Origin of the sequence: Thiomicrospira sp. WB1, assembly GCF_001507535.1 — a bacterium.
In the GTDB taxonomy this organism is placed as follows: domain Bacteria; phylum Pseudomonadota; class Gammaproteobacteria; order Thiomicrospirales; family Thiomicrospiraceae; genus Hydrogenovibrio.
This window is the reverse complement of the sequence record NZ_LQBN01000001.1, coordinates 542,110-559,570: the sequence shown is the minus strand read 5'-3', so window position 1 is coordinate 559,570 and position 17,461 is coordinate 542,110. Positions and strand designations below refer to the sequence as shown.

Sequence of the window (17,461 nt, the reverse complement as noted above, 5' to 3'; positions counted from 1 at the left end):
CAGATCGCTATGGACACCAACTTTTTTACCCTCTCCAAAGTGGCCTGGTTGTTTTTGACACCGGGCAATCTGATGATCGTTCTTCTGGTGATCGCCACCTTGTTACTCTGGTTCGGGCGCCGTCGCCTGGCCGGAGGGCTGATGACGCTTCTGAGCGCGGCCGGTCTGACCCTGTTAATTTATCCGGTGGGCGATTGGCTAATCACCCCACTGGAAAAACGCTTTGAACGACCGGTCACACTGCCCAAAAACATTGACGGGATTTTAATGCTGGGGGGAGGGGAAGATTTACGCGCCAGCCTGAGCTGGCAACTGCCTCAATTGGGCAGCGGCGGCGACCGTTATACCGATGCGCGCTATCTGGCCGGGCATTACCCCGACACACCTGTGCTCTTTACGGCTCCCTGCAACTGCAGGACACGCAAGGCGAAGGGCATTTTGCACGCACGCTGCTGACCAGGATCGGTATTGCGCCTTCCCGGCTGATCATCGAATCGGATTCGCGCAACACCTACGAAAACTTTATTGCCATTCGACCCTTATTGCCGAACCCAAACGGTCGCTACCTCCTTGTCACCTCAGCGTTTCACATGCCCCGCGCCGTCGGCATTGCCCGTCAGACCGGCGTGAATGTGATCCCCTGGCCCACCGATTACAAAAGCGCGCAAGGCCCTTACCGGCAAGCCAATTTTAAATTCAGCGGCCACTTGGACATGTTAGAAACCGCCTGGCGTGAATGGCTCGGACTCACGGCCTATTATCTGACCGATCGATCTGCCAGCTGGTTCCCTGCGCCAGAAAAACGTCAAAAATAACCAGGCCTGGTTGATTTACCCCTCCGGCCACTCACTGAAATCCACATCGATGTCATCTCTGGACGATTCAGGCAGGTAACGCTCGGCGTATTGTTGATACAAGCCGGACTCAATGAAAAAACGAACCAACTTCGGATCCAGCTCCCCATCTTTGACCATAAAGCCCATGATCTTCATCGCCACCGATAACGGATTGGCTTTTTTGTAAGGACGGTCAAAGGCGGTCAGGGCTTCAAAAATGTCCGCAATCGCCAGAATGCGTGCATCAAATGAAATCTCTTCCGCCTTCAATCCCAATGGATAACCCTTGCCATTGAGTTTTTCATGGTGTGCCCCCGCCACATGCGGGATGTTTTTGTATTTTTCAGGGAACGGCAATTGCTCAAGCACGTCCAAACCAATCTGCGCATGCTCCATAATGATTTGACGCTCGGCCTCAGTCAAAGTGCCTTTTTGAACTTTCAGATAATCGGCTTCTTCCTGGGTTAAAAGCGTTTTCGGTCCCGTCTGGACGGGAAAGGGCGTCTCGGCCAGTGCCTGAATGGCGCGTGACTGCTCATCCGGCAAAAACTCCCCCCCTTCGTTACTTTTTCGAACCAGCGCCATCCCTTCATCCAGCCGGCGTAGCTCAGCGTCCCAGTCGATTTTTTCGGCCTGCGAGTCCGCACGATCATTCTTCTGGTCCAACGCCTGAACTAGACGTGCATTGTGCAGGTTGGCCCGAACGGTCTGGGCGCGCTGTTCCACCAATTCAATTCGATCAAAATGCCCATCCAGCTTGGTGGCTTTGTCCATAACGGTTTCAGGCGTAGCCAGCTTGCCAATGTCATGCATCAGCGCGGCCATCCGGATCATGTGAGCGTCTTCTTTGGAGTAGAATTTATCTGGGAAGAACGTCGCATCCTTATGAATGGCATCTGCAAACATTTCGCTTAACGCCACCATGCGATTAATGTGACCCGCCGTGTACTCGGACTTACGCCCCATCATATAAATAATGCTGCCCAAAAAAGACTCGAGCAGATTTTCAAGATCATCGATCAGGCGCGCATTGGTCAAGGCCACAGCCGCCTGAGATGCTAGAGAAAGGGTAATCTGCTCATCCTCTTTTCCAAACGCGCAGGTTTGGCCGTTGGCGTCCTGACGGTTCAGCAATTGCAACACACCGATGACGGTTTCCTCGTAGTTGCGAAGCGGGATCACCAGCATTGACTTGGAGCGATAACCCATCGCCTCGTCGAATTTTTTTGCCCCCTCAAACGAAAAACCATCTGCGTGATAGACATCTTCAATATTAATCACGCGGTTCTCCAGTGCACTGGTGGCCGCCACCATTTTTTTATTCGGCGCCCCATCCGCCAGCTTCAATGGCAGAGGTTCCCAACTGATCGGTTCACTGGTGCCGCCCATTCGAATCCCCAGCGAATCTGTCTGCGCCACGGTAAAATGCAGAGCATCGTCTTCCAATAAATACAGGGTACCGCCGTCTGCGTGCGTCAGATTTTTTGCTTCGGCCAAAATATTTTCCAGTAGAACGGCCAAATCCTTTTCCGCCGAAAGTGCCACGCCAATCTGGTTAAGCCGCGCGACCCGGTCCATTCCATCGACCGAACCATGGCTCTGTCCAGCGGAAGCTGCGGCCAACTTTTGCCCGGAGGCCAGGTCCAGCTCATCCCCTTCGGTCAAAAGATGAGACGCCGACAACCCCAAACCAGTCCATTCCTGAAAAATTTCGTCCGCAAACGCCGGTTTGATGTGCCACGCATACACAGACACATCTGAGCGCGTTAACGCTTTCATGTCTTCCACCAGAAGCGTTGGGGTCAGATGTCGGCTTTTCTCCGCCACCGAACGCAAACGATCAGGGAAAGAAACATCAATCACCACAGAATGGATCGCAGGGTCGGCATTGACCCGTTGCCACAGTGCCGGGTTCTTCCAACCATCGCCCCCAAACACCATGGCCCCGGCCGAGCTTTCAATCACATAGCCGCAACAGGCAACCGTGTGATGACTCGGGATCGGCGTCAGACAAATACCCTGATCCACGTCCACGGGCACGTCCATGCTGAGCTCGACCAGTTCAATCGCTCGATTATTCAGCCCGGGCAAGTCGATCAGCGTAAAATCCGGCCAGATGGCCTCATTGAAAAAATGCTGCCGCAATGCCGCAAGCGTATCAGGCAACCCATAAATTTTGAGCGGAAACTGCCGCCTGGCAAAAAAATGGTCAATAAAAAACGCAATGTCGAGAATGTGATCCAGGTGGGCATGGGTCAAAAAAATACGCTCAATGGACAACGCCTCTGCTTCAGTCAGTCCTCCCATAATGTGACCAGCATCAATCAGCGTTGTGGGCGTGACCTGCAAACAGGTGGTTTTCGCTGATTGCGCGCGTCCACCGTGCGCACCCAAAAATCGAATCCGACTCATGCGCGTTTCTCCTGCTGATTATTTGCTTTCAAGCGTAAAGACCCCATCAAACGACTCGGGTGGATGCTTCACATAATGTTTACATCGAGATTGATACATGTCATACAAAGGCTGAGGCCAGCGTGTCTGTAGCTGTCGAAAGCCCTCTAGCGCTTTTGAAAAGCGCCCTTCATGGTAATCCATTTGCGCTTGATCAAACAAAGTGCGTTCTTCTTGCGCCATTGTATACCAGGCCTGGTCATTTTGAGCAAAGCCCAGACACTCATAAATCGACACTGGCTCACTTTTGCCTTTGACCCGGACCTTGTCCAGAAAACGCATCTGAAACCGGTCGGGATGCGCCAAAGCCGACACGGTGAATTCAGTCAAAACAATTTTGGCGCTGTAAGGTTTGCACAAACCTTCGGCCCGAGACGCCAAATTCACCGCGTCGCCAATACAGGTATAATCTGAACGCCCCACAGATCCCATTTCGCCAACCACAACCACGCCAGTGTTTAATCCAATGCCTATGTCGATCCGAGGCAATTCGTCCTGAGCCAGTGTTTGGTTTAAATCCTCTAGCGCCAGAATCTGCTCAACCGAAGCGGTCAGCGCTTCGTCCGCATGCTGCTCAACCTCAATCGGTGCGTTCCAATAAGCCATAATGGCATCACCAATGAACTTGTCCACGGTGCCTTGACGTTTCGTTATAACCTCCACCATCGGGGTCATATAACGGTTCAGCAAAGTGATCAATGCACGCGCAGAACCCATTTTTTCAGACATGGTCGTAAAGCTTCGGATGTCGCTAAAAAAGAGGGTCACTTCCTGCTCTTTTCCTTCCAGAGACACATCATCCGCATGATTAATCAGTTCCTCCACCACCGCCGGCGATACCTTTTGCGCAAAGCGTTTGCGTATCTTGGCTTTCTGGCGGCTTTCAAAGAAGTAGTTGATCACCGTGCCCAACCCGAACAACATCACAAACGCCGCCCAAGGCACGACGGTGTTAAAAATCAGTCCTTGTGAAACCAGCAGATAGTAATGAGCTACCACCAGACCCGCAATCAAAGTCAAAGCTACCACAAAACTGAGGACCGACCCCGTGAACATCAATGCCAGCCCAATCAGCATCAACCCCACCAGCAGCGTGACCACATCCGCCCCCAGCGTCCACATCGGCTGAGCCAGAAAATCTTGATTGAGCATGTTATCAATGGCGGTCGCATGGACCTCCACCCCCGGATAAACACTGTCGAGCGGCGTCGCTCTCAAATCCATCAAACCAGAGGCTGAGGTGCCCAGCAAAACGATTTTGCCTGCCAGATCAGCAGGCACCACCTCACCCTCCAGCACGTCCACAGCCGAAACATAAGGATAGGAAAAAGCCGGACCACGAAAATTAAGCCGCATTTGACCGTTGGCATCGGTCGGGACATGCAAAGGCCCCATTGATACGGAATTGACGCCCTGGTGCTCATACTGAACCTCGATGCGCCGCTGTCCAGAGATCACTCGTAACATTTCCAAGCTCAATGCGGGGAAAAGCATTTGCTCATACTGCATCACCAAAGGCACACTGCGCACAACCCCATCCGCATCAGGCACCGAATTGAAGTAGCCGCTGGCATATGCACTTTCCTGCAGAATGGGCAAGTTCAGCACCGCTCGATACGGCTGAAAAAGATAGCTCTGAGCAGGTTTGTCTCGTTCTAGGATCATGGCTCGACTGGTCGGCAACCGTCCCGGGTCAATGCCATCTGGATTTTGTATGAAGACATAGCCTGTAATCGTTGGCGTCTCCGCAATGGCTTCGGCCAGACGCTGATCGTAATCCGGCAGCCCATCCGTTTCTCGACCTAAACGTTCAAACACACGCTTTGGTGAGCTATTGTCCGATTCGGCAAACACCATGTCCAGGCCTATCATGCCCGCGCCAAGGCCAGTCAGTTTTCGCAACAGCTCAGCCACTTGATCGCGAGGCCAGGGCCACTGGCCCCTTGCTTTCAAGCTTTTTTCATCAATGTCGACAATAACGATATTGGGGTCAACCGGTTGTACCCCCCTCAGCACCAATAGTTGGTCATTCAACTTGTTTTCAAAGGGCTGATACCAGTCTTTTTGCGTGATCAACAACAACAGGCTGAGCGCGATCAACAGTAGGGTCAGAGTGGCCTGAAGCGTTCGCCGTGACACACAAACACCTAAAACTGGAGGATATAGCGCAAGGCGGCACGATCTTTGTCATAGTGATAAAGACCCTGATTCGAATCATGGATCGCGCGAGAAACATTAAAAGAAAGCTGGGATGTTTTTGCCATCTGATAAGTGACACCTAGGTTAAAACGATTGACCCGGTCCGCCCGTTGATTTTCAAACAGTGCGCTCTTAAAGTCATAATTCGTCCATCGGCGCATAAACCCACTGTTCACTCGCCAATCCGAATCAATGACTTTCGTCACCGACGCACGCAATCTGTACTCTTGCATCGACGCTGGATCGGTGGGATGGGTCTCTCGTTGACGCCGTGACTCGCCTTTCGCCTCCAAACCTAATACCCACGGGGTCTCACCTTCTGAGATTTTTTGGGTTGATAATGAGACCAAATGCGAAAGGGCATTACGCGCTTTATTATTGGATTCGTATTCACTGACCCTTCCTGTATAACCGGCCGTCCAGAATAATTTTGATGTGACCGCACGCTCATACTCAATGCCCAAAGCAACATTCGAGACGTAAGTTTCTCCATCCAAATAGACACGATCCAGCGTCAAGGGAAACAACCAACGTCCATTTGATTGTTTTAAACCTAAGCCTGTTTCAATCGATAAGTATTGCAAATCATTTTGCGAGGTTTCTCGATGATTTTTATTCAAGCCCAGTACTTTTGTTTGCCAATGCCAACCTTTACGCTCACCAAAATCATAACCGTAGTCATATAAAAATGTTTGGCTCAGGGCATAATCCTCAACCTCCTTGCGCCCTTCCAGAACCAAGTCGTTCAACCCCGGCAACTCAAAACTCCCTGAACTTCCCAAGTCGTTGTTAACGTTACTGTCGTATTCGCCACCCAATACCAAGGTAAATGAATGCGAATGTGGGCTGTAATCCATCTCTGAATTAATCACTGCAACAAAACGTTTTGCATTTTTTTGAACATTGGGCGGCACTGCGTCAGGGTTGGCCAAAACGGCCTTGACTTCCAATAACGCCATTTCATATTGCTTCAGAGCAAAATAAACACGCGCCATTTCAAGACGTGTTCTTAAGTGATTTGGTTCTAGCATCAGCACACGATCAAAAGCAACGATGGCGTCCTCGTAGCGGGATATCTCAAAGGCTGAGCGGCCCAAGTAAAAATTAAACGTTCGGCTTTGTGGTGCCTTCTGGACCAAAGCAGTAAAAAGCGAATGTGCTTTCTCATGCTCTTTTGCTTCAAAAGCTTTTTTGGCCTGTCGGTACAAATGTTTAATCTGATCAACCTGACCCGCTTGATCCGTGGATCGATCAGATTGAACGGTTTGCGCGCTAACGGGCGCCACCGTTATGCAAACCAATAGGAAGGAAAGCAGCCGTAGTCTGATATCAATAAAAGCTTGTGCATTGAGACTTGCCATAGTTATCGTTTACCCTCGAACACACCCATTGCTTCAAGATATAACCCGGGGTGCTCGGCTTTAAAACGACCGCCCACTGCCTCGGCCTCACTTCCATAAAACAAGCCTTTTAAATCCCCGGTCGCGCCAGATGTGGCATCAACATCACCGACCAAAGAGCCTTCAAACAAAGCCTGATCACCCGATGTAACCGTTAACGTTCCTGGTGCAGAATCCAAGTTCAAACTCCAATTCTGATTATTGGAGTTGAACTCAAGTTGAGCACTGGTAAAGGCATCTCCCGAGGGCCCGAAATCAAAACCAATATTCACCGTGCCTCCTTCATCGATCGGATAAACAAGATTATCCGAGTCGGTGGTCATTCCTTTGATCGTCCCGGTATAGGTATAACTTACATCCGAGGCCAGATCATTTAAATAAGTAGCCGCCTCACTCCATTGTTTGCCCGCGACCCACAAACTCGGTTTGACCGCATCACGATTGGCTTGACCATCGGTTGCCTCTCCGCTCCCCCAATAGCCCCAGGACACGTATTCATTATCCATGATTGCCTGATCATCCAATGCCGCAATCCAAGCATCAACCGAAGCGTCAAACGTCGCCCCTAAATCGTCTTCCAAGGAAGCCTGGGTTGCGCTGAGGAATAAATCATCATGTATAAAAGCCCCCTCAGAGTAATCCCCATCATCATTCATAACATAGGTAAACACTTCGGCGCCCTGGGTATCTTTAATCACGATGTTCGTGCTCCAAACTCGACCATCGCTTTTATCCATATCAAAATGTAAAGCTCCACCCGAATCATCCGCTAAACGACTGTGCATCAACCCACTTAGCTCCAAATTTGGTGAATTATCCGTATTGGCAGCAGGACTGTATTCTGTGTCTTTAAACCCTGAAAACACATCCGTTTTATTCAACGTTTCATTTTCGCTGAGCGCAATAATGCCCTGTGCCTCACTGCCATAAACCAGCCCTGCATGCTCGCTGTCTAAATAATTCAGTTTGGTGTATTGCTCCGTTTCATAACTGAAATCTGAATAATCGAACCCTTTTTTATTCATATCAATGGGAATCAATCCTGTGGAGGAAGCATCATAAAACACCTCCCCATAGCGTAGTGACACCTGATCAAAGTCAACCAGCTCAAAATTCATCAACTGGTCATTTTCGTAATTCATATACAGATATTTTTCAGTCACAGGGTCTTGATAACGAACAATGTCGCTGGCAGGTTTATGTGCGTAAGCCAACGTCTGGCCGAACGCTTCGGAATATTGAATCGTCATGCCATCTGAATAGCTATAATCCGCTACAAAAAATTCTTGCTTTGAATCAGCATAAACAGTGATTTGAGCACCGGTTTGGGCGGTTTCGCCATCAAAAAAGTACAAATCCATACTTTCGGTGTCTTCAGACGCCCACGCTGTGTATGAAGAGGACGCCTCGTCCAGAGACAAGGACCAGTTTCTTGTGAATTCTATATTAGAGGTTGTTCCGTCGACGATACTTTCAAAAGGAATCGTCGACCCTTCTCCACTGGTTCCGTCTTTCAATGTATTAGCAACCAATTGATAGCCAAGATCTAAGTGCTTCGCAACCGTATCAAAGTCAGAGCCTTCAATGGTTTGAACCAAAACCCCTTGCATGGATTGTTCTCGCTCTGCATTAGGTTCTGGCTCTGGTTCTGGTTCTGGTTCTGGCTCTGGTTCTGGTTCTGGCTCTGGTTCTGGCTCTGGCTCAGGTTCTGGGGCAGGAGGCGGGTAAGCAAACCACTCGTATGCCCAAGCCTCTTCATTAAACTGCCATTCACCCTGGTTGAAGTTGTAACCCGATTCAGGAATTGTGGGCATATCAGGTCTCGGGTAGGCCTCCCACTCATACACCCAAGCCTCTTCATTAAACTGCCATTCACCCTGGTTGAAGTTGTAACCCGATTCAGGAATTGTGGGCATATCAGGTCTCGGGTAGGCCTGCCAAGTCCAAACATTACTTTCTTCTGAAAGCATCCATTCCCCCTGATTTTCGTTAAAGCCATCAGGAGGAGTCGTTGGCTCATCAACTTTTGGGGTCTCTTCGGTTTTGGCCTGTTGCGCCTCATCTGCCACATCAGGCTCGACCAGCTGACCAGTTAACACAGGCAAAGTCGGTACGGTCTCCTGTTCCGACGCATGCAAAGAATCATCAGGCAAAGGCGGTTCGCCTACAGAGTCACCCACGGCAGACTGACCCTCGCCTGAGGTTTCGGCTGTTTGAACAGGTGATGTCTCAGTCTGATCATTGTTGGCATTATTCGGGTCACCAGCCGACGCATCATCGCCAGGCGGAGGTGGATCTTCCGAATTGATGTCATCAAGCACCGCATCATCAAGCGGCTGTGGCGGCTGCGGGGGCAGCCCCGGCATGACTTCTACGTACTGTCCGGCCGGTATTTCTACAATACCTCCAGTCTGATTTTCTGTCACAAAGATTTGGCCATCTAACGTGGCAAACATTTCGCGATCTGGCCAAATTTTTCCTAGAAAGACCGTGCCCCGAATCCCTATCGTCGCCGTACGGGTCTTAACCTTGAAGCGTTCTGGAGAACGCTTGCCGATCTGACCGGTAATTGCTTTAAAAGCACCTTTTACAACATTAAACGTTGCTGTGTCCGAGCGATCTGTTTCTTCAAATAAAAACGATTCGATTCCAAAACGGGTCTGACCATTAAGCGTAATCACAGAATCATCATTAAACCGGATTTGCGCCCGTCCGCCTGAGTCGGTGACCACAAAATCTTTCTGCTGCAAAGACATCCCCGTCTGCGCGACCAAACTGTTTTGACCACGTTCAACCACGACATCCCCAGTCACAAGTGCAAAGGTCCCAACACTTGCCATAAGGATTTTAGGTAACAACAGCATTGCGGTCAGAAAAAATAACCGAACCACCATAATCAATTCCCTTATCTATGACTGGAAATAATACCAAACAGTTTCGAGCAAACCAATTAAAACAACAAGTTGAAAACCAACTTCTAATATTAGGAAAGTCTTATTTCTCAATGACCCCAAAAGACCAGCTTTATAAACAACAGTAATAAATAATTAACAAATTTAATTTTAAAAGCAACTCAAAAATCCGTACAAATGAAAGTAACCTTATTGGCCACTCAGAAATTAACCACTTGTTTTTCTGAATAATTCGGTCTTTTAACGCCTGAACAAGGCAAGGAGGTTACGATGGAACATGCCATTTCTCGCTCAAGCATTCACCACCATGTGACGGAGAACGGTGAGCACTTGGTATCCAAGGATCGGCAAATGCGCGACATTGGCCACTGGCTCAAACAAGGCTGGATGGACATGGCCAACGCACCATTGGCATCGCTCTTCTACGGGCTGATCATGACCCTGGCCGTGATGCTGGTGTATGGTGCCTATCAAGCCGAACCCATCATGATTTTCAAAACAGCCACCTTCTTTGTCATGCTGTCACCGTTTCTCGCAACGGGTCTGTACGCCATCTCTCAGCAAATGCAACAAGGCAAAAAGCCTGACCTGTGGCAATCCATGACCGTCTGGCGGCATAACACGGCTAATTTTGTACTCTATGCCCTGTCACTCGGTGTGATTGTGCTCGTGTCGGTCAATTTCCTGCCCATGATTACCGCCGTTGCTCAGTCTGACAATCTGATGATCGTTGAAACCGGGGAAGGCATTATGGGCTTTATAAGCTCTCAAGCTGGCTGGGCGTTTATGGCCTACTTTGCCCTGTTAGTGTTGATTGCTGCCGCGTTTGCCTTTGCCATCAGTGTGGTCACCATTCCGCTGATGCTGAAAGACCCAAAGGTCAGCGCCATTTCCGCCATGATTTTGAGCTATCAGGTGGTCATGGAAAACAAAGCCGTCATGACCGCTTGGGCCATCACCATCGGGGCAATGGTCATACTGGGATTGGTCACCGTCGGCCTGCTCATGGTGGTGATCATGCCGTTGCTGGGCTACGCCAGCTGGCACGCCTTTAATGACCTGATCGAATTTGAAGATCAGGCAGAGTAAATCACCAAACCTTCAACATACCTATTTCCTCATTCGCCCCGGTCCAAGCCCGGGGCTTTTTTTACCAGGCCTGGTGAAAAATGGAGCTGATTTTCGCTCTATTTGCTGTAGGCTTTTTGCGAGAAGTATAGGGCTAACGCGACCAGCACGATCGCCAATGAGTAGTAGAGCAGTTCCAGCGGGGTGGTGGGTTTGAGAAACAGCGCCTGCTCGAAAAACATGACGATCAAAATCAGCAGAATCACTTTGGCGAGTTTGTTTTTGAGGTCATCCAGGCTGTTGATGATCAGTATCTGACTTGCGCTTTGTTTGCCTTCGGCGGCCTGTATTTTGTTGATAAACAGCTCATACAGCCCGAGCGCAAAGATCAGCATAATGGTGCCGAGCAGAAAACCATCGACGGCAGCAACCACGTGGGCGACCGTCTGTGCCTTGAGTTCGGCTCGGTCGGCGTCTGCCAGTTCGTGGTAGTGTGAGAGATGAGCGATGGTGTAGTACACATCAATCGTGGTCAGATAAAAAATGCCAAAGGCCATGATCAGACTGGCAATCACCGCCAGTAGAACCACAAAACGGCTGTTCCACAATACGCCTTCAAAGCCTTTCTCGGTGCGGCTGCGTTCACGGTCACAGACACTCGATTCGCTGTCGGTCAACAAGGGGTTGTTTTCAGATTCTGCAGCCATGGTTTACTCCCGTGTTTCACGCTGATGACTCGCCATCCAGTACTTCGATGGTCAGATTATGGTTGGTGTAAATGCACAAATCGCCGGCAATGTTGAGGGCTTTTTCCACCACGTCTTTGGCCGACAAATCCGTGTTGTCCATCAGGGCCTGAGCGGCGGAATGGGCGTAGCTGCCGCCGGAGCCGATGGCAATAAAGTCATGCGCCGGTTCGATCACATCGCCCGTGCCGGAAATCAACAACATATTGTCGTTATCGGCCACCAGCATCATGGCTTCGAGCTTACGCAGGGCGCGGTCGGTGCGCCAGTCTTTGGCCATTTCCACGGCGGCGCGCATCAATTGGCCGTTGTGCGATTGCAATTTGCCTTCAAAGCGCTCAAACAACGTAAACGCATCCGCGGTGGCTCCGGCAAACCCCGCGAGAATTTTCCCATGGTACAAACGGCGCACTTTGCGCGCATTGCCTTTCATCACCACATGCCCGAGTGTGACCTGCCCATCGCCGCCGATGACCATTTGATTGCCTCGTTTGGCGCATAGTATCGTGGTGCCGTAAAAGGTGCTCGCGTCCGTGTGCTCGCTCATAATTGCCTCGTTTGCTGCTAGTCGTTCGGTTTTTTGCTGCGCGGATGCGTCTGATCATAGACCTGGGCCAGATGTTGCATATCCAGGTGAGTGTAGATTTGTGTGGTGCTCAAATTGGCGTGCCCCAACAGATCCTGCACCGCGCGCAAATCGCCACTGGATTCTAACACATGGGTGGCACAGGCATGGCGCAATCGATGGGGCGAGACCGACATGGGCAGCCCGGCTTTCTGCGCTCGTTGCTTGAGTTGTTGCTGGATGGCGCGAGCACTGAGCCGACGTCCCTGTCGGTTGACAAACAAGGCGGTTTCATCAGCAGCACTGTGCTCAGATCGAATCGACAACCAATCTGTGAGCGCAGCCTGGGCTTTTTCACCGACGGGCACCAAACGGTCTTTATTGCCCTTGCCCGCGATCACCTCCAGCCACCCTTCCCGCAACTTGTCCAACCCCTGACGAACATCCAGCGCGGCACACTCGGCCAGACGCAATCCAGAAGAATAGAGCAGCTCGAAAATGGCCTGATTGCGCACGTCCTGCCAGGTTTCCAGCGGTTGATCCAGCAATTGGCTGGTGCGATCCACATCCAGGCTTTTGGGCAGGGGCTTGGGTTGTTTGGGCGCTTTGACGTCGGCCGCGGGGTTGTGAGACACCTGCCCCTGTTCAAGCAAGAATCGATAAAAACTGCGCAGGGCCGACAACTGACGCGCCACGGTGCGCGCGCTGATGCCCTGACTCATGCGTTCGGCCAAAAATGCCTGCACATCGGAGGCTTGCACATCGGCCCACTTCTCAAAGGACTGCAATAACCAGGCCTGGTTGTTTTGTGATAGGGTCTTTTCAGAAGGCGCTTGCGACCGTGTCTGTCCGTGGTAGGTCAGAAAAAACCAAACGAACGCGCTCACATCGCGGGCGTAATTCTGACGCGTCAGCGCCGATTGACCTTTGCGGACACTGAGGGCTTCAAAGGCCCTCCAGAGATGGATTGCGTGATCTGTGCCCCTATCCGCCATTCGCTTCATGCATCAAACAACCTTGCCAACCGGGCAGAGATCATCTGGCCCATCACCGTCAAAAAATACGTGCCCAAATCCGGATGAAAGCGGTCGCTGCTGGCGCCCAAAGCCAAGGCGCCCCACACACGTTGCTCACCCAGCGGCATCACACACACGGTTTGCATGGCCGCCTGGGTTTGAAACAAACCGTCCTGCCAGCCCGGTTCCAGAAACCCACAACGCGGCTCCCCCGGTTCTAATGCATTCTTCAAACTTTGTGACCATTGCTGCGACAAGCCCAGCTGATGCAAGCCGGGCACCGATTCACTCGGCATTTCCCAGGTCACGAGGGTCATGGCCTCCACCTCAAACACTCTGTCCATGGTCTGATAAATCTCGGCCACCGCTGCGTCATTGGTTTGCGCCGCCAACAAACGGTAGGCCATGGCATACACCTTATGCAACAACTGGCCGTTTTCGCCTACCACGTCTTTGAGGGTATCGACTTCGGTCTGCAACTGATCACGTTGCTGTCGCAGCTGATGCACCTGGCGTTCCAAAAGGGAAATTTCTTCCCCCGTCTTTGGGTGTGGAATGCTCAGTTCACCCAACAGGCTTGGAAACACATGAAAAAACTGACGGTTGTGATTGAGGTATTCCGCCACGTCTTCGGCGTGCAAATCGTTAATCAGACTCGACATGACCGCCCTCCGCCGCTGGCTTGACTGACCTCGGGATTTCGCCGTCGAACACGGTTTCTGCCGGCCCCGTCATCCACACAGGGTCCGTTTCCTCACCCGACCATTCGATCTGCAAAGGGCCACCTTTGAGTTCGACCCTGACTTGGGCACCCACCTGCCCCCATTGCCTGAGAATCACCATGGCCGCACAGGCCCCGGTGCCACAGGCCAGCGTTTCACCCGCACCGCGCTCATACACGCGCAAACGAATGGCCTCATCACCGAGCACTTCGGCAAAGCCCACATTCACCCGTTCGGGAAACCGTCCGTGCGCCTCAATCTGCGGGCCCCAACTGGCGACAGGCGCGCTCTCAACGTCGTCCACCAGAACCAGCGCATGCGGATTACCCATGGAAACCGCCCCGATTGACACCGTTTGCTCTTCCAGCGCCAGTTCATAGTTTGGCTGGACGCCATCAGCTTTAAAGGGTAAGTCCGCGGGGGCGAAACGCGGGTGCCCCATATTGACCCGCACCCAACCGTCCTCGCGCACATAGAGCACAATCACGCCCGAGGCGGTTTCCACGGTGATTTCACGCTTGTCTGTGAGCCCCTTGTCCACCACAAACCGCGCGAAACAGCGTGCGCCATTGCCACATTGCGCCACTTCGGAGCCATCGGCATTGAAAATCCGATAACGAAAATCGACCCCAGCGGTTTGCGTGGTTTCAACCATCAACAATTGGTCAAAGCCCACACCGAAATGGCGATCGGACCAGGCCTGAATCTCTTCCGGGGTCAAATGGGGGTTGGATTCGGTGGCGTCAATCACCATAAAATCATTGCCCAGCCCCTGCATTTTTCGAAACGACAGCGACTCTCCGGCAGTGGAAAGGGTTGGCAACATGGGGCTCCTATTCATATTCTTTGACAGCAAAGTCCATTATAATAAACCAAATTCATGATTGGAAAACCTCTGAACCCGGCGAACGCGTGCCAAGCGAACACTTTCGTCGAATGGACGGACACGTCCACCGTTACCACCCCATGGTCACGGCACCTAATCAGAGGTCTTTTTCGACAAACGGCAAAAGGAACCGCATGAGCAAGTCGATAATGACGCCCAAAGAAATCGTACACGAACTCGACAACTACATCGTCGGCCAGGCTGAGGCCAAAAAATCGGTCGCCATTGCCCTGCGTAATCGCTGGCGACGTGCGCAACTGGGTGACGACCTCCGACAGGAAGTCACCCCCAAAAACATCCTGATGATCGGCCCCACCGGGGTGGGCAAAACCGAAATCGCGCGCAGACTGGCCAAACTCGCCAACGCGCCTTTCATTAAAGTTGAGGCCACCAAATACACCGAAGTCGGTTACGTGGGACGCGAAGTGGACTCGATCATCAAGGACCTGGCCGAAAACGCGATCAAAATGCACCGCGAACAGGCAATGGAATCGGTTCAGCGCCAGGCTGAAGACGCGGCCGAAGAAAAGATCTTGGACATTTTATTGCCGCCGGCTCGCGGTTACGAAGAGCAAAGCCACGACAGCATGTCGGAAACGCGCCAGAAATTTCGCAAGCGCTTGCGTGAAGGCGACCTGGACGACAAGGAAATTGAAATCGAACTCTCCGCCGCTCCGCCAAATGTGGAAATCATGGGCGCCCCGGGCATGGAGGAGATGACCAATCAGTTGCAGGACATGTTCGAAGGCCTGAGCCGCGGCAAAAAGAACAAACGCAAACTGCCAATCAAACAGGCGTTCAAACACCTGGTGGAAGAAGAAGCCCAGCGGTTGATTGATCAGGAAGATCTCAAGGCCAAAGCCATCGAAAGCGTAGAGCAAAACGGCATTGTCTTTATTGACGAGATCGACAAGGTGGCCAAGCGTCAGGATGCCGGCGGCGGAGATGTCTCCCGCGAAGGCGTGCAACGTGACCTCTTGCCGTTGATCGAAGGCTCCAGTGTGTCCACCAAGCACGGCATGATCAAAACCGATCACATCCTGTTTGTGGCGTCCGGCGCCTTTCATCTGTCCAAACCGTCGGACCTGATTCCCGAGTTGCAGGGGCGCCTGCCCATCCGCGTGGAATTGAAGTCACTGGTAGTGGACGATTTTGTGCGCATTCTAACCGAACCCAAAGCCGCACTGACCAAACAGGCCACGGCGCTGCTGGCCACCGAAGGCGTCACCCTAAGCTTTACCGACGACGGCATCAAACGCCTGGCTGAAATCGCCTTTGACGTGAACGAAGCCACCGAAAACATCGGCGCACGTCGCCTGCACACAGTGATGGAGCACCTGCTGGAAGACATTTCCTACAGCGCACCCGACCGTCACGGTGAGACGGTGACCATTGATGCCGAATTCGTCAACGACCGTCTGGGCGATCTGGCACAGGATCAGGATTTGTCGCAATACATTTTGTAAACGGTGACTGCCATGCCACAACCACAACCAACCGACATCAAATTACGCCGGAAATCGCGATTGCTGGCGATTGCCTTTGACACGGGCGAAACCTTTGAGCTGCCGTGTGAATACCTGCGGGTTTACTCCCAATCGGCCGAAGTCACCGGGCACGGGCCGGGCCAGGAAGTGTTGCAGACCGGCAAACAGCAAGTCAATATCGACGAGATCACGCCCGTCGGCAACTACGCGGTCAAGCTGCATTTTGACGACGGTCACGACACCGGCATTTACACCTGGGAGCGCCTTTATGACCTGGGCAAACATTACGATGCCTATTGGCAGGACTACCTGAATCGCCTGCTCAAAGCCGGTCACAAACATCCCGACATTCAAACCGATCCCCAACAGCTGATTTAACCAGGCCTGGTAATTTTTATGAACACAGACAACCGCACCACCGATTTTGGCTTTAACAAAGTCCCGCTGGAAGAGAAAGTCAAACGAGTCAAAGGCGTGTTCGACTCCGTCGCAACCAACTATGACAGGATGAACGATGTGATGTCGCTGGGCATTCACCGCCTGTGGAAACGCCACGCCATCGAACTTTCGGGCATCCGTCCCGGCCACAAGGTGCTGGATCTGGCCGGTGGCACCGGCGACCTGACCCGTGCCTTTGCCAAACGCGTGGGGCCAAGCGGCCAAGTGGTGCTGGCCGACATCAACGAAAACATGGTGCGCGTCGGCCGCGAGCGCCTGACGGATGCCGGAGTCGTGGGCAATGTCGACTACACTCTGGCCAATGCCGAAGCCCTGACCTTTCCCGACAACACCTTTGACCTGGTCACCATTTCGTTTGGCCTGCGCAACGTCACCAACAAGGATCAGGCGCTGGCGGAAATGGCGCGCGTGCTTAAACCCGGCGGCATGGCCATGATTCTGGAATTTTCCAAAGTCTCACAACCGCTGATGGCCAAAGCCTATGATTTTTACTCGTTCAATCTGTTGCCCAAAATGGGCAAATGGATCGCCAACGACGAAGACAGTTATCGCTACCTGGCCGAGTCCATCCGCATGCACCCGGATCAGGAAACCCTCAAGCAGATGATGCTGGACGCCGGATTTGACAAGGCTGACTATCTGAACATGTCGCAAGGCATCGTCGCCTTGCACCGTGGCTGGAAATACTGATCACCTGCATGGCAAGGAGAGCGC

The 17,461-nt window shown here is 52.0% G+C and carries 15 protein-coding genes; 6 read left to right on the top strand and 9 right to left on the bottom strand.

Annotated features, from left to right (window positions below; translation table 11 throughout):
- Positions 1-9: 9 nt before the first annotated feature.
- Both AVO41_RS10855 and AVO41_RS10850 read left to right on the top strand, forming a co-directional pair.
- Positions 10-456 carry a hypothetical protein gene (locus AVO41_RS10855; RefSeq protein WP_235584636.1) on the top strand — a complete coding sequence of 149 codons (447 nt, stop codon included), beginning with the start codon at positions 10-12 and terminating at the stop codon, positions 454-456.
- The gene (locus AVO41_RS10850) at positions 405-815 is read left to right on the top strand and encodes a YdcF family protein (protein ID WP_369793272.1); all 411 of its coding nucleotides are present in this window, start codon (positions 405-407) and stop codon (positions 813-815) included. Before AVO41_RS10855 ends, AVO41_RS10850 begins: the two co-directional genes overlap by 52 nt.
- Before the next feature lie 15 nt (positions 816-830).
- Here the strand turns inward: AVO41_RS10850 and AVO41_RS02510 are convergent, their stop codons facing one another.
- Genes AVO41_RS02510 through AVO41_RS10780 form a run of 4 tightly spaced genes read right to left on the bottom strand, consistent with a single transcriptional unit; the run spans position 831 to position 9,780 of the window.
- The gene (locus tag AVO41_RS02510) at positions 831-3,248 is read right to left on the bottom strand and encodes an HD domain-containing phosphohydrolase (RefSeq protein ID WP_068582064.1); all 2,418 of its coding nucleotides are present in this window, start codon (positions 3,246-3,248) and stop codon (positions 831-833) included.
- An 18-nt stretch (positions 3,249-3,266) separates the two neighbouring features.
- Positions 3,267-5,426 carry a CHASE2 domain-containing protein gene (locus AVO41_RS02505; RefSeq protein WP_235584635.1) on the bottom strand — a complete coding sequence of 720 codons (2,160 nt, stop codon included), beginning with the start codon at positions 5,424-5,426 and terminating at the stop codon, positions 3,267-3,269.
- Between the two features lie 8 nt (positions 5,427-5,434).
- A complete protein-coding gene (locus AVO41_RS02500; protein WP_068582062.1) occupies positions 5,435-6,847 on the bottom strand; it encodes a M48 family metallopeptidase in 1,413 nt (470 codons plus the stop codon).
- Between the two features lie 2 nt (positions 6,848-6,849).
- A complete protein-coding gene (locus AVO41_RS10780) occupies positions 6,850-9,780 on the bottom strand; it encodes a FecR domain-containing protein (protein ID WP_068582060.1) in 2,931 nt (976 codons plus the stop codon).
- 288 nt (positions 9,781-10,068) lie between these two features.
- Between AVO41_RS10780 and AVO41_RS02490 the strand changes: the two genes are divergently transcribed.
- A complete protein-coding gene (locus AVO41_RS02490; RefSeq protein ID WP_068582058.1) occupies positions 10,069-10,887 on the top strand; it encodes a DUF2189 domain-containing protein in 819 nt (272 codons plus the stop codon).
- Between the two features lie 98 nt (positions 10,888-10,985).
- On the opposite strand, the gene AVO41_RS02485 is transcribed toward AVO41_RS02490, so the two are convergent.
- Genes AVO41_RS02485 through dapF form a run of 5 tightly spaced genes read right to left on the bottom strand, consistent with a single transcriptional unit; the run spans position 10,986 to position 14,741 of the window.
- Positions 10,986-11,573 carry a YqhA family protein gene (locus AVO41_RS02485; RefSeq protein ID WP_201022826.1) on the bottom strand — a complete coding sequence of 196 codons (588 nt, stop codon included), beginning with the start codon at positions 11,571-11,573 and terminating at the stop codon, positions 10,986-10,988.
- Positions 11,574-11,589: 16 nt separating this feature from the next.
- Entirely contained in the window at positions 11,590-12,159 is a 570-nt protein-coding gene (gene hslV / locus AVO41_RS02480) for an ATP-dependent protease subunit HslV (protein WP_068582055.1), read from the bottom strand.
- A 17-nt stretch (positions 12,160-12,176) separates the two neighbouring features.
- Positions 12,177-13,181 carry a tyrosine recombinase XerC gene (locus AVO41_RS02475; RefSeq protein ID WP_235584634.1) on the bottom strand — a complete coding sequence of 335 codons (1,005 nt, stop codon included), beginning with the start codon at positions 13,179-13,181 and terminating at the stop codon, positions 12,177-12,179.
- Entirely contained in the window at positions 13,178-13,855 is a 678-nt protein-coding gene (locus tag AVO41_RS02470) for a DUF484 family protein (protein WP_068583238.1), read from the bottom strand. Before AVO41_RS02470 ends, AVO41_RS02475 begins: the two co-directional genes overlap by 4 nt.
- Positions 13,839-14,741 (bottom strand): diaminopimelate epimerase, encoded by a 903-nt coding sequence (gene dapF / locus AVO41_RS02465; protein WP_068582054.1) that lies wholly within the window; start codon positions 14,739-14,741, stop codon positions 13,839-13,841. The genes AVO41_RS02470 and dapF overlap by 17 nt, the downstream gene beginning before the upstream one ends.
- A gap of 194 nt (positions 14,742-14,935) precedes the next feature.
- Here dapF and hslU point away from each other — a divergent pair, with 194 nt between their 5' ends.
- From hslU to ubiE, 3 genes are read left to right on the top strand one after another with little or no spacing between them, the layout of a single operon-like run.
- A complete protein-coding gene (gene hslU / locus AVO41_RS02460) occupies positions 14,936-16,267 on the top strand; it encodes an ATP-dependent protease ATPase subunit HslU (protein WP_068582051.1) in 1,332 nt (443 codons plus the stop codon).
- Positions 16,268-16,279: 12 nt separating this feature from the next.
- A complete protein-coding gene (locus AVO41_RS02455; protein WP_068582049.1) occupies positions 16,280-16,666 on the top strand; it encodes a gamma-butyrobetaine hydroxylase-like domain-containing protein in 387 nt (128 codons plus the stop codon).
- Between the two features lie 18 nt (positions 16,667-16,684).
- Entirely contained in the window at positions 16,685-17,437 is a 753-nt protein-coding gene (gene ubiE / locus AVO41_RS02450; protein WP_068582046.1) for a bifunctional demethylmenaquinone methyltransferase/2-methoxy-6-polyprenyl-1,4-benzoquinol methylase UbiE, read from the top strand.
- The last annotated feature ends 24 nt before the right edge of the window (positions 17,438-17,461 follow it).

Coding starts and splice junctions, on each gene's coding strand:
- AVO41_RS02490 (WP_068582058.1), top strand. CDS start 10,069: ATGGAACATGCCATTTCTCGCTCAAGCATTCACCACCATGTGACGGAG.
- ubiE (WP_068582046.1), top strand. CDS start 16,685: ATGAACACAGACAACCGCACCACCGATTTTGGCTTTAACAAAGTCCCG.
- AVO41_RS02470 (WP_068583238.1), bottom strand. CDS start 13,855: ATGTCGAGTCTGATTAACGATTTGCACGCCGAAGACGTGGCGGAATAC.
- AVO41_RS10780 (WP_068582060.1), bottom strand. CDS start 9,780: ATGGTGGTTCGGTTATTTTTTCTGACCGCAATGCTGTTGTTACCTAAA.
- AVO41_RS02455 (WP_068582049.1), top strand. CDS start 16,280: ATGCCACAACCACAACCAACCGACATCAAATTACGCCGGAAATCGCGA.
- AVO41_RS02510 (WP_068582064.1), bottom strand. CDS start 3,248: ATGAGTCGGATTCGATTTTTGGGTGCGCACGGTGGACGCGCGCAATCA.
- AVO41_RS02500 (WP_068582062.1), bottom strand. CDS start 6,847: ATGGCAAGTCTCAATGCACAAGCTTTTATTGATATCAGACTACGGCTG.
- dapF (WP_068582054.1), bottom strand. CDS start 14,741: ATGTTGCCAACCCTTTCCACTGCCGGAGAGTCGCTGTCGTTTCGAAAA.
- AVO41_RS02485 (WP_201022826.1), bottom strand. CDS start 11,573: ATGGCTGCAGAATCTGAAAACAACCCCTTGTTGACCGACAGCGAATCG.
- AVO41_RS10855 (WP_235584636.1), top strand. CDS start 10: ATGGACACCAACTTTTTTACCCTCTCCAAAGTGGCCTGGTTGTTTTTG.
- hslV (WP_068582055.1), bottom strand. CDS start 12,159: ATGAGCGAGCACACGGACGCGAGCACCTTTTACGGCACCACGATACTA.
- AVO41_RS02475 (WP_235584634.1), bottom strand. CDS start 13,181: ATGAAGCGAATGGCGGATAGGGGCACAGATCACGCAATCCATCTCTGG.
- hslU (WP_068582051.1), top strand. CDS start 14,936: ATGAGCAAGTCGATAATGACGCCCAAAGAAATCGTACACGAACTCGAC.